The sequence below is a fragment of the Phycisphaerales bacterium genome (assembly GCA_020852515.1).
GTDB lineage: Bacteria > Planctomycetota > Phycisphaerae > Phycisphaerales > UBA5793 > UBA5793.
In genome coordinates, this window is the sequence record JADZAS010000002.1 from 163,101 (window position 1) to 175,653 (window position 12,553).

General features: G+C 65.1%; 10 protein-coding genes. 4 read left to right on the forward strand and 6 right to left on the reverse strand.

Annotation, left to right across the window (positions count from 1 at the left end; all coding sequences use genetic code 11):
- Positions 1-145: 145 nt before the first annotated feature.
- Together IT430_00805 and IT430_00810 are read left to right on the forward strand one after the other, a co-directional pair.
- Positions 146-856 carry a PEP-CTERM sorting domain-containing protein gene (locus tag IT430_00805; GenBank protein MCC6906454.1) on the forward strand — a complete coding sequence of 237 codons (711 nt, stop codon included), beginning with the start codon at positions 146-148 and terminating at the stop codon, positions 854-856.
- A gap of 340 nt (positions 857-1,196) precedes the next feature.
- Complete coding sequence (locus IT430_00810) at positions 1,197-1,859, forward strand: hypothetical protein (protein ID MCC6906455.1); 663 nt, start codon at positions 1,197-1,199, stop codon at positions 1,857-1,859.
- 118 nt (positions 1,860-1,977) lie between these two features.
- Here the strand turns inward: IT430_00810 and IT430_00815 are convergent, their stop codons facing one another.
- From IT430_00815 to guaB, 4 genes are all read right to left on the reverse strand, one after another.
- Complete coding sequence (locus IT430_00815) at positions 1,978-3,492, reverse strand: HlyD family efflux transporter periplasmic adaptor subunit (GenBank protein MCC6906456.1); 1,515 nt, start codon at positions 3,490-3,492, stop codon at positions 1,978-1,980.
- A 52-nt stretch (positions 3,493-3,544) separates the two neighbouring features.
- On the reverse strand, positions 3,545-5,413 hold the full coding sequence (locus tag IT430_00820) for a TolC family protein (protein MCC6906457.1): 1,869 nt from the start codon (positions 5,411-5,413) through the stop codon (positions 3,545-3,547).
- Positions 5,414-5,714: 301 nt separating this feature from the next.
- Positions 5,715-6,641, reverse strand: coding sequence for a sulfotransferase (locus tag IT430_00825; GenBank protein MCC6906458.1), 927 nt, complete (start codon positions 6,639-6,641; stop codon positions 5,715-5,717).
- A 56-nt stretch (positions 6,642-6,697) separates the two neighbouring features.
- Positions 6,698-8,182, reverse strand: a complete 1,485-nt coding sequence (gene guaB / locus IT430_00830; GenBank protein ID MCC6906459.1) for an IMP dehydrogenase — start codon at positions 8,180-8,182, stop codon at positions 6,698-6,700.
- Between the two features lie 145 nt (positions 8,183-8,327).
- On the opposite strand from guaB, the gene IT430_00835 reads away from it, so the two are divergent.
- A complete protein-coding gene (locus IT430_00835) occupies positions 8,328-9,668 on the forward strand; it encodes an excinuclease ABC subunit UvrC (protein ID MCC6906460.1) in 1,341 nt (446 codons plus the stop codon).
- A 16-nt stretch (positions 9,669-9,684) separates the two neighbouring features.
- Here IT430_00835 and IT430_00840 read toward each other — a convergent pair whose 3' ends face one another.
- On the reverse strand, positions 9,685-10,029 hold the full coding sequence (locus IT430_00840; protein ID MCC6906461.1) for a hypothetical protein: 345 nt from the start codon (positions 10,027-10,029) through the stop codon (positions 9,685-9,687).
- A gap of 96 nt (positions 10,030-10,125) precedes the next feature.
- Between IT430_00840 and IT430_00845 the strand changes: the two genes are divergently transcribed.
- The gene (locus tag IT430_00845; protein MCC6906462.1) at positions 10,126-10,608 is read left to right on the forward strand and encodes a peptidylprolyl isomerase; all 483 of its coding nucleotides are present in this window, start codon (positions 10,126-10,128) and stop codon (positions 10,606-10,608) included.
- A gap of 23 nt (positions 10,609-10,631) precedes the next feature.
- On the opposite strand, the gene IT430_00850 is transcribed toward IT430_00845, so the two are convergent.
- A complete protein-coding gene (locus IT430_00850) occupies positions 10,632-12,530 on the reverse strand; it encodes a metallophosphoesterase (protein MCC6906463.1) in 1,899 nt (632 codons plus the stop codon).
- Positions 12,531-12,553: the final 23 nt, after the last annotated feature.

The window sequence follows — 12,553 nt, forward strand, 5'->3', positions numbered from 1 at the left end:
AGATGAGGGAAATGACCCTCATCCGAGCACTTCCGCGGCCTTTCGCGTTGACAGCCTGTCCCATAAGCGCACAATCAAGTGTTGGAACCGGTCCGCAGGTACCGGATACTCACGTGCGACGCAGTCGCAGATTGGAGAGAGAATCATGAAACAATTGCGCGCCAGCCTCGCGATCTTCGCCATCGCGGGCGGCATGACGTCCGCCGCCTGTGCGGACACCCTCATCGACGACTTTTCTTCAGTGGATGACCCGACGCCCTGGCCCGTCGTCATCACCACGATCGACTCGATCGACATCCACGAGCTCGGCCTGACCAACGTCATCGGCGGCTCGCGGCATTCGACCGTCCGCGCCACGTTCCTCGACACTCTCGGTCTCGACTTTGTTCAGGCCGCGATCGTGCCGAACTTCGGCATGATCCTCGACTACTCTTCGACCGCTGGCGCGCGCGGCGACTGGAATCTGCTCTACGACCAGGACGGCGCCGGACTGAACGCAGACTTCTCTGCCATCACCGACGTCATGATCGAGTTCGGCCGCTTCGACTTTGCCAACGGGCAGCCGCTGCCGGTTTCGGTGACACTCTTTGACGGCAACGAATCGGCGCTGCTCACAAGGTCGCTCGACAGCCCGGGGCCGCAGACGCTCGTGTTTGCCATGTCGGACTTCTCCGGCATCGGCCTGCTTGATCTCACCCATCTGCAGAGCATCAGCGTCTTTCTCGACCCGGGTGTGGCCGTCGACTTCCGGTTGACGCAGATCTACGGCGTGCCGGCGCCGGCGAGCCTGGCCCTGCTGGGCTTCGGCGCTGCGGCGATCGGCGGTCGGCGGTGCAGCCGCACTCGCCGGAACTGACGCTTCGCATTCGATCAGCCGCGCGCTATCTCGCGCCGCACCCTCGCCGGGGTGCGGCGCGGGTGTTTTTTTGTCTCCGCCCTGAGCATTTGCCTGAGCCTCCCTTGGGCCGGCGTCCGCTTTCTCAAACTGGCAGCAAATCGGAAAGAGGAGGCAGCCATGAAATTGACCGCACGATTAGGTAAATACTCAGTTTGACTCGTTGCCGGGGACGCATAATCCAACGATCCACGTTCAGAATGTCTATGCGTGGCGGGAGAGAGAGAACATTTCAAGAAGAAGGGAGAGAAGCAACGTGAACATACTACAACGAGCTGTTGCAGTTTCAGCGCTGGGCGCCATGTTCGCCAGCACTGCTTCAGCGCAATTCCTCATCGACGACTTTTCCGATGTGGACGACCCCACTCCGTGGCCGGTCACGGTCGATGAAATTTCGACGGTGGAGATCCACGAGACCGGGTTGAACAACGTCCTCGGAGGATCGAGGCATTCCACGATTCGTGCGACGTTCCTCGCGCAGCACGGTCTGGACTACATCACAGCGGCGATCGTGCCGAACTTCGGCATGGTCATGGACTACTCGTCGTCTTCGGGCGCCGAGGGCGACTGGAACCTGCTCTATGACGGGGATGGAGCCGGCCTGAACGCCGACTTCAGCAACATGAGCGAAATCGCAGTGGCGTTCGACCTGTTCGACTACGCCAACAACCAGGCCATGCCGGTGACCGTTTCCATCTCGGACGGCAACAGCCTCGCGAGCCTGTCGCTCTCGATGGATCATCCCGGGCCGCAGATCCTGCACTTCGCGTTTGAAGACTTTGCCGGGATCGGTCAGTTGGATATGTCCTCGATCCAGGGCGTCGCCGTCTTCCTCGAACCGGTACTGGCGACCGACTTCCGCATCGCCAGCATCGGGGTCATCCCCACGCCCGGCAGCATGGCGCTGCTGGCTATGGGCTCGTTTGCCCTTGCGGGAGGCCGTCGTCGGCGCCAGAACGCCTGACGCCTGCCCATCGCATCGCCCACCAATCGCTACGCAGCACTTCTCTCACTCAGGTGCTGCGTAGTTCTTTTTCTATGATGGACATGCAGTCGAACGCGCCGGGGCGGCGCGGATGGCGTCAGCCTTCGATCTCGCCGGGCGTGGGCGGTCGCAGCAGCACGATCGCGCCGGGTTCAAGGCCGGACTTGATCTCGATCATCGTTTCGCTGTTGCGGCCGGTTGTGACTGGCTGCTTCTTCCACCTGGACGATCCAGCCGGCACCCACGCATATGCCTTGCCGCGCTCGATGTAGACCGCCTGAATCGGCACGGCGAGGACGTTCTCAACCCGGCCCAGCAGAATCTCCGCCTTGCAGCGCATCGACGGCTTGAGGTCCCATTGATTCTCGCCCTCGATGAGCAGGCGGATCGTGTACTCGCGGACCTGGCTGCCAAAGCCCGCCTGCTCGGCCATGACGCCGACGTTGCGCACCTTCGCGGCGAGCAGCAGCTTGGAATTGGCGTCGATTCGCACCGTCGCCGGCATCCCCACCTGCACGCGGTTGGACTGCGTTTCGTGCACGCGCACCGATGCGACGAGCTGGTTCGTGTCGGGCAGGATGATGAGCAGCTGGTTGTTGTAGACCTCCTGGCCGATCTGGAGCGGCTCATCACGCCGCCACGGGTTGCGCCCCACGCTCGAGCCGTAGACCACCAGCCCGTCGCCGGGCGCGGTCATCGAGCAGGCGGCCAGCTGCTCCTGGAGTTTGGCCAGGCGCGATTCGCGGATCGTCAGTTGCCGCTCCTTGTTGATCAGGTCGGCCTTCTTCTGCTCAAGCGTGCGTGAATTGGCGGAGACGACGCGATCGAGTTCCGCCATCGCTTCGTCGAGGTCGCTCTTCTTGACCTTGTAGTCCTTCGGGTACTCGTACTCCTCGTAGATCTGCTTGGCGAGCTGGGCCTTTTCGAGTTCGGCCTTGGCCTCGTCGAGCCGGTTCTGGTCGGTGACGTACTCGCTCTCGCTGATGAAGCCTTCGCGAAAGAGCATCTCCGAGTTCTCGAAGTCCTTCTTGCGCTGGTCGGCGTTGCGGATGGCCAGCTGCAGGCGCACTTCGATATCCTTGCGGCGGGTGGCGACCTCACCCTGCTGCCAGCGATCAAGTTCGAGTTGGGCCAGTTCCACGGCCAGGCGGGACTTGCTCTCCGTGGAGCGGTTCTGGCTCTCCTGAAGCGCGACGGACTCCTGCGCCGAGACCAATTCGCTCTTGGCCGACTCGACGCGCAGGGTCTCCTCTTCGATGCGGTTGACGATCTCGTCGCTGGTGAGTTCCACGAGCAGATCGCCCTTGGCCACGCGCTTGCCTTCGTCGATGATCCACTTGATGACGGTACGGCCCTCGACGAGGTTGCGGATCTCAACCGAATTGAGGGCCTCGAGTTCCCCGGTCGCGGGGATCGTCATCTCGAAACTCATCTCGGCGACGCGATAGCGGTCATCGACCGCCACGTCGTCGCCGGGGGCTCCCCGGTTCAGGGAATAGACGATGGCGGTGCCGCCGAGGCCGCCGATCACCCCGAGCACGAGCAGGACCTTGAGCAGCAGGGCGTGCCGGGCGGGCGGTTTTCGGTGGATATCAGGTGCAGTTCTGGTCATCAGTCAATCTTACCGATGAAACGCTGCTCGGATTGCGATTGTTGGAGTGAAATCAAGGCTGGCCAGGGTCCAGAGGGGCTGTTTCGGGTTCATCTCCCGGCTGCTCGCCTTCCGGCGCCTGCAGCCCCCCGAAGACCGCCTCGCCGGAGGTACCCATCTGGTACAGCTCCTCGGCTTCCTCTGGTGTCAGCTGCTCCATGCCCGGCGGCGCGATGAACTGGCCGTCGGCGTCCACGCGGAACTGCCCCGTTTCCAGCAGGTAACGCATGATCGCCACGCGCAGGTTGCGGATCGCCGCATCACGGGCGTCCAGAGCCGCCGAGAGTTCATCCTGCGCGTCGATGCGCGTGCGCGCCGTGACATCCGCCCGGCGGAGTTCGAGGCCCTCGATGCGCCGGCGGATGATCCGGATGCTCTCGTTCTGAATCTGCAGACTGAACAGGGCGAGTTGGATGTCGCGCATCGCTGAGCGGATGCTCAACTCGATATTGTCCTCCGTCTCGCGCACGTCCCGGCGGGCCCGCTCGAGGTCGATCGTCGCCTGGCGCAGACCGATGCGCTCGATCTCGCGGTCGATGGGCAGGCCGAAGGTGATCGAGGCGGAGTAGCCGATCTCATCGTCATCGAGTTGGAGGCCGGCGCGCGTAAGCGAAGGATCGGTGGGAATGGTCATCGACGCACTCAGATCGAGATCCGGCAGCAGGTCGTTGCGCGCGTTGGCCACGCCGCGCCGAGAGTCGTCGAGCTGGTCCCGCGTCGTCTGGAGATCGAGGCGGTAGAGCAGGCCGCGACGGACGCTTTCGACGACGTCCAGTTCGGGCACCGGCAGGTCGAACGACGACATGGTGTCGATCAGGTATGGATTGTCCGGCGGCAGGCCGAGGCGGATGCGAAACCGCTCGAGTTGCACGATGTAGCGGTCGCGCTGGTCGGCGAGGCTGTTTTCGCTCGACAGCACGCGCGCCTGCGTCTCGCTCAATTCGAACTGGGCTCGCCGGCCGCGCTGGTAGAGCGCTTCGGTCTCTCTGTACAGGGCCTGGCGGCTGGCGAGGACGCGCCGGGCGTTCTCGATCTGCGCCTGGGCGCGGAGCAGGTCGAAGTAGTCGGTGGCGATGTTGAAGAGGAACTGCTGGCGGAAGCGCTCGAAAGTGCGCGTGGAGTAGACCATCTGCCGCTCAGCGCTGATGAGCGACTCCTGCGCCACATCGCCGGCGCCGCGCAGCAGCGGGATGTTCGCCGAGAGGATGATGCTGGCCGACTGGGACTCGCTCTCAGGATCGCCGACGCGGCGGCGCAGCTGCTCGGTGGCGTTGACCAGCGCCCGGGCCGACAGTTCGCCGCCGGACTGCAGCCGCTGCGTCACGCGGAACTCGTTGACGAGACGCGCGGCGATTTCGTAATCGCCATCCTCCGGATCGCCGTCGAACGACGCCGTCACCTCATCAAAGAACCGCGGCCCGAACAGGTGCCGCTGCGTGAGCAGCCGCAGCGCCGCCAGCAGCAGTTCTTCCTTGGCGGTCTTGTATTCGCGCGCGTTCTCCACGGCGTACTTGAGCGTCTGCTCGAGCGTGAAGCGCTGCATCGCGGGATCAGGGTCCTTGTAGCGATCAAGCAGAGCCTGCACGGTGCGGCGGGGGTCGGCCCGCTCGATGGTCAGTTCCGACGCAGCCGGATTGCGCGTCTCCGGAAACGACTCGGTGTTCTGCTCGGTGTGGCGAATCTGATCCGCCTCGGCCCGGACCGGGTCGAGGTGCTCGTAGGTGGGCACCACCGCGTTGCCGCCCAGCGCCTCGGTTCGCGCGGAAATGATCTTCGACGCCTGCCGATCGATCCCCGCCAAGCCCGGGCTGCAACCCGTGAGCAGCGGCGCCAGAAGCAGCGCCGGCGCGAGAATCGCCGCCGGCGCCATCACGGCGATCATGGGTCGGGCTGCGAACCGTGTGTGAATCCAGGGTGCCGTGGTCTGGAGGAAGGCTTTGCGCCCGGAAGGCCACGCGATAGCGCGCGCGATGAGCATCGTGATTCGTGAACCGGCGGCGCGCCCGCGTGGCCGGCGCTCCCAAAGCGTCGCTTCGACCACGGCGCCCCTGCAGCCTTCATGTGGGTTCTCAGCCATCGCAGCGTAGTGTACACGCCGGCAGGCGCCGCGTTGCGGATTCGCCTGACGCCGCCCTCAGGCGAGCGCCGACGCGGATGATCTCAGGTGCAGCCCCCAAGGCGCCTCAAGTCCGCTGTCCCGCCCCGGCCAGCGCTTCGCTGCAATCCGGGTCGTAGCCGGCGCTGCGCATAAGGTCGGCGATGCGGTCGCAGCACTCCTGCGCCAGTTCGAGCGGCAGGTGATTGCGCCAGTCGCCCGCCACGCCCTTGCGATAGAAGTTGCTCGCATCCTCCTGGCCGCGCTCGCGCCCGCCAGAGAGCCGCTTGAACGAACCCGCCTCGCGGCAGCGCGAGATGATGTCGCCCGTCGCATCGACTTCGAGAAAATCGAGGATTCGGCGCAGCCAGAGTTCTTCATCGCCCAGCAGGTCGCGGTAGCGCAGTTCGAAGTAGCGCCCGGCCCCCAGCGGCGGGCCATCGCGCCGCGCCGAGCCGACCTGCAGCGGCCAGACTTCGTTCATGTAGTGCCGGATGAACTGCTCAAACGTGCGGCCGGAGTCTTTGCCGTCATGGAACCAGCCGCTCACGGCGACATCGCGCGGATCGCGCATGATGTGCACGAACCGGCAGTTCGGATACAGCGCACTCAACGGCCCGATGGCGATGGTGTGCTGCGGCGTCTTGTCGCCGACGTAGCGCAGGGCCGACAGGTCCCGCCCCTCCTGCCGCGCGTGTTCGAGATAGCGGGCAAACTGCGTGTCGATGAGCAGTCGGGCCATGACGGCGCGATCGCCGGGGTCAAAGTGCGTGACCGGCGGCTGGCCCTGCTGCTGGTGGGCGTTGAACGCATCGATGGCCTGGAAGAAGTGCGGCAGCAGGCGCCAGGCAAACGAGCCCTCGCCCTGCACCACGATCTGCGGATGCCCGTTGAGCATGTGGCGCAGCCAGGTCGTGCCCGACTTGCCGCAACCGATGATGAAGAGTTTGTCGAGTTGATCGACGCGTGCGGTGCGCTGCCGCCAGGCGGCGAGCATGTCGTTGAGGTCGGCCATGTGCGTGCTCCTGTGCGTTCCTTCGGCCAAAGAGCCGCCGGCGCTGGAGCGGCAACTCAGCCGTCCATCATGTAGGTGTCCACGGTGTAGTTCGGCGCTTCACGCGTAATGGTGATGTCGTGCGGATGCGATTCGACGAGGCTGGCGCTGCTCACCTTGGTGAAACGGGCCTGCGTGCGGAGGTCTTCGATCGTCTGGCAGCCGCAGTAGCCCATCGCGGCGCGGACGCCGCCGACCATCTGGTAGGCGAAGTCGGCGAGTTTGCCGCGGAAGGGCACCAGGCCCTCGACGCCTTCGGGGACGAACTTGCTGCTGGGCGTGTCGCTCTTCTGGCCGTAGCGGTCGGCCGAGCCCTTGGCCATGGCCCCGGCCGATCCCATGCCCCGGTAGGACTTGTAGCGCCGGCCGCGGCGGATGACGATTTCGCCGGGCGACTCTTCGAGCCCGCCAAAGAGCGAGCCCATCATCACGCTCGACGCCCCCGCCGCGATCGCCTTGGCGATGTCGCCCGATGAGCGCACGCCGCCATCGGAGATGACGGGAATGCCCTCGCTGTCGGCGGCGCTGCAGGCGTTGAAGATGGCGCTGATCTGCGGCACGCCCACGCCGGTGACGACGCGCGTCGTGCAGATCGAACCCGGGCCGATGCCGACCTTCACCGCATCCACGCCGGCTTCGATGAGGTCGCGCGCCGCCTCGGCTGTGGCGATGTTGCCGGCGATGATCTCGATGTCGAACCGCTCGCGAATGGAGCGCACCGTGCTCAGCACGTTTTCGCTGTGGCCGTGCGCCGTATCGACGATGATCACATCGACCTCGGCCCCCACGAGCGCTTCGACCCGGTCGTACTGGTGCACGCCCACGGCGGCGCCGACGCGCAGCCGGCCCCGATCGTCGCGGCAGGCCAGCGGGTGCTGCTCGAGATTGTCGATGTCGCGCATCGTGATCATGCCCGTCAGGCAACCGGAGTCATCGACGAGGAGCAGCTTCTCGACCTTGCCTCGGCTCAGGATGTCCTTGGCCAGTTCGAGCGTCGTGTTGCTCGGCCCGGTGACCAGATGGTCGCTGGTCATGACCTCGCGCACGCGCTGGTCTCGCGATTCGAGGAACTTGATGTCACGCCGGGTGAGGATGCCCACGACCTTGCCATGCCCCGCGCCGTTCACGGTCACCGGGAAGCCCGACACGTGGAACTTCTCCATCAGATCAAGGGCGACGGAGACAGGCTGATCCGGGCTGAGCGTGACCGGGTCGGTGATGACGCCGTTTTCCGATCGCTTGACCTGCACGACCTCGCGCGCCTGGTCTTCGATGCTCAGGTTCTTGTGGATGATGCCGATGCCGCCTTCCTGGGCGAGGGCGATCGCCAGAGACGACTCCGTCACCGTGTCCATGGGCGCGCTGACGAGCGGAATGTTGATTCGGATGTTGCGGGTGAGCCGGGTGGAGGTGTCCACGCCCGAGGGCAGGACATCGGAACGGCGGGGAATGAGCAGGACGTCGTCGAAGGTGATGCCGTCGCTGATGATCTTCTGTTCCATGCTCAAAATACGCCGGAGCGGAATGCGAGTCAATCGCGCGCCGCGACCCCGCCGGAGCGAATCGGGCAAAACGCTGCCATTTCAACGTCAGCGACGGCACGCATCGAACAGAACCCGCCCGGATTCGCGTACCATTCATTTGACGATGCCCCCGCCCGAATCCCGCATTCCCGATCTGCTGCGCAAGGCCCGTGGCCTGCCGGCCGCGCCCGGCGTCTACCTCATGAAAGACGACAAGGGCCGGGTTCTGTACGTCGGCAAGGCGAGCCGGCTGTGCGATCGCGTCAGCTCCTACTTCATTCCCTCGACAGACCTTGGCCCGCGCAAGCAGCCGATGCTCGACGTCGTGCACGACTTCGACACCATCGACTGCGAAACGGAGTGGGAAGCGCTGCTCGCCGAGAACCGGCTCATCAAGGATCTGCACCCGCGCTTCAACGCATTTCTGACCGATGACAAGACCTTTCCGTACCTTGCCGTCACCGTGCGCGATGACTTCCCCGGCGTATTCATCACGCGCAACCCGTCGGATCCGAAACTCAAGGGCGCCAAGTTCTACGGGCCGTTCACGACCGGCTACGCGCTGCAGGACGCGGTCAAGATGCTCCAGGGCGTGTTCAAGTACCGCACGTGCAGTCTCGACATTCTCGCCGATGATCCGAAGAACAGCACGTTCCGCCCCTGCCTGCTCTACACGATCGGCCAGTGCACGGCGCCGTGCGCCAACAAGATCGACAAGGAAACATACCGCGAAGACATCCGCCGCTTCATGCGCTTTCTCGAATCGAAGCGCTCGGCGATGCTTCGCGAACTGCGCGACGAGATGGAGCAGGCCAGCGCCAATCTGGAGTTCGAGCGCGCGGCCATTCTGCGCGATCAGGTTCGAGCGATCGAGAAGCTCGATGATCGCGGCCGCATCACCGACGGATGGCAGCCCGAAGCCGAACTCATGGTCGGCATCGACCCCAAGCGCAGCCTCCGCAGCCTCAAGCGCACGCTCAAACTCGAACAGGACATCCGCTGCGTCGAAGGCATCGACATCGCACACCTGCAGGGAGGCGAGACGGTCGGCTCGAAAGTTTGCTTCGTGGATGGGCGGCCGTTCAAGGACGAGTACCGCCGCTACAAGATCCGTAGCGTGGACAACGACGACTACATGGCCATCCGCGAAGTCGTTTCACGCCGCTATCGCGAAGCCGGCCAGGGGCATGAACTGTACCCCGACGTCATTCTCATCGACGGCGGCCTCGGCCAGTTACACGCGGCGCTCGAAGCATTCGAGACGCTGGACGTCAAGCCGCCGATGGTCATCTCGCTGGCCAAGAAGGAAGAGTTGATCTACATCCAGCGCCAGAGCGAGCCGATCAGGCTCGGCCGCGACAACCTTGGCCTGCGCCTGTGCCAGGCGATCCGCGACGAGGCGCACCGGTTCGCGCAGCACTACCACCACGTGCTGCGGCGCAAGAAGACGCTCGGCGAGAAGTAGTTCAGCCGCGCGCCGCTCACTTCTTTGCCTGCGAGATGGCGACATACACGAGCACGATTTCGCACATCATGGCGATGTAGAAGGGCGTGTCGCTGGCGAGCAGGTACGACAACTCCATCAGCACGAAGATGAGCACGGCGTTGCCGGCGTGCACGGCGATCAGCGTTCGCTGCGACGCAGCCCCGCTCCAGCGGGCAATGACGCCCGCGGCCACGCCCGGCCAGCAGGCGACGCACCAGAGAAACCACGCGATGGGCCAGTCGGTAAAGCCGCTCATCCCGAGCAATCGCTCGTTGATCAGCAGGACCAGGCCGACGGCCGCGGCGTAAGCAAACAGCGTCAGAACGACAAAGCCCAGCACGAGGCATTGTTGGCGCGATTCTCCGTTCGCGTGCCTACGCTCACCTTCACCGCCCCGCCTCGGCGGGAGATGCACAGACTTCAAGGGGACGATTCCATGCCTGAATACCCGCAGGTCGAACTGGACACCGAATTCGGCACGATCACCGTCGAACTCTGGAATGACGTCGCGCCCAACCACGCCGCGAACTTCCTGAAACTCGTCGAGCAGGGCTTCTACGACGGGCTGACGTTCCATCGCATCATTCCGCAGTTCGTCATCCAGGGCGGCTGCCCGCGCGGCGACGGCACCGGCGGTCCGGGCTGGACCGTCAAGGCCGAGTTCAACGACCGCAAGCACGAAAAGGGCGTGCTCTCGATGGCGCGGAGCAGCGACCCGGACTCGGCGGGCAGCCAATTCTTTATCTGCCTCGGCCGCGAGCACTGCAGGCATCTCGACCGGCAGTACACCGCCTTCGGGGCCGTGATCGACGGCATCGAGGTGGTCGATCAGATCGCCGCGACGCGCTCGGCCGGCCAGGAGGAAGGCCGCTCGGGCAACGCGCCGAAGATCAATTCCGCCAAAGTGATCAGCCGGTAATCGAGCAGCTCGCTGCATCCGCGTCAGAACCGGCTCGGCAGAATGATCGTGCTGCCGGCGCGCGGCTCGGCCCAGCGCCGCCATTGCGTGTGATACGTCTCGTCGTTGTCGGCGATCTCGATGTTGAAGGGCACTTCCTGCCCCGGCTCGCCGACCAGTTCGAGCGGCGCCTGAATGACCACGCCGTAGCCGCTTTCCGTTTGAATCGTCTCCCACATGATGCGCGGCTCGGGCTCAAGCGTGTAGGTGAATTCACGGTCTTCGCCGGGCACGGGATGCGCCGTCGCGCGCCACGCGGGCTTTTGCGCATCGCTGGTCATTGGCTCGATCAGATACAGCCGCTGCGATTCACCCGCGCCGATGCGCACGAGCACTGCATCCGATGGCGGGTTGGTCACGCGGACCGTGGGGTCCGGCTCCGCCAGCCAGCAGGGCACGCCATCGCGCGCTGCGATGGCGATGTTCAGATTCCCCTCGTGCACGGAAAGCCCGATCTCCGGATTCGGCTCGGGCAGGTCGTAGACATCATAGTTCCACGCGCAGGCCATCATGTCCACGGCGCCGTACGGGCCTAAGACGTAGCGCATCTTCAGCGGCGCGCGGCTGCGCAACTCGACCGGGACAGTTCGGCCTTGAGAATCTTCAAACGTCGCAGTAAAGCGGAACTCGGGCGGCATGATCATGCGAGGCTGCGCTTCGCAACGCACTTCGAGTTCGACCTCCGCCGACTTCCCCGGCTCGATCGTCACCGGCTCCATCTCCCCCACCTGGCGAAACGGCGTGGCGACGTCGCTCACGTATGGGTTGAGAATGTCGCCAGGCGTGCGGTCCACCAGCGTCCAGTCGCCGATGATCCGCGGCTCGGGCATCGCGTCGAGCAGACCGCCGGTGATTCGGATCGGCACGTCAACCGGGTTGGTGAAACGGAACCGCACCTCGCCGCTCACCGGGCCGCGCAGTGGCTGATCGAGCACGGTGATGCACTCGACCGTGCGATCGCCCTTGAGGCGAAACGCCCGCGTCTGATCTTCGGCGAGAAGAAAGTCATCGGGCAGGGTGGCGCCGACGCCCTGGAAGAAGAGATTCATCTCGCCGCCCTCGGTGATGCGCAGCAGCGCGAGGTGCTGCATCTGGCCGGCGAGCGGGCCCTGGTCGATCATTCCGCCGCAGGTGCCGACGATCTGGTACTGCACGCCGTCGCGATCGGCATCGCGCTGCAGGCTGTGGAAGTGGCCGGCGACGACGAGCACCGGCGCGCCGCCTCGCCTCACCTCGGCCAGCGCCTGGTGGATCCGTTCCCACTGGGCGTCGCGGTAGCGCCACAGCGGCTTGTGCATGAGGACGATGAGAGGCTTGGCTCGCTCGGCGGCCGCGCGGATCTGCGCCGTCGCCCACTCGATCTGCCCATCGCTCAGGCGCGGCGCCGACTGCAACTGCTCATCGCTGTAGAGCGCGATGACGCTGGCAAAGTCGAGGTACGCGGCGAAATAGAGCGGGCCGAAGCGCTGCTTGTAGCGCTCTTCGAACTGGCGATCGTCGGGCGAGCGGAAGCCGGAAATCACGTCGTGATTGCCGGCGATCGGATAGCACGGCGCGCGGAGTTGATCGATGAGCGCGAAATAGGCATCGACCTCGCCGTCGTAGCGGGCCATCGAGCGGGTGTAGCCCTGCACCATGTCGCCGATCGTGAACACCGCCTGCGGCTGAATGCGATTCAGATCCGCCACCGCTCGCGCGAGATACGGCATGCCCCAGTCGCGACCCGCGGTGCGATCGGGCAGGATGGCCAGCGTGTGAATGACGGGCTCGGCGGCGGCCGGCAGGGCGCGGCCGTCGGTGCCCGGCTCGATTCGCACCTGCGCCGATGCCGCAGGCGCAGCCAGCCCAACGAAAACGAGAATCGCGGCAAGTCGCTGTCGCATGCATGGCTCCGCTTCGACCAGTC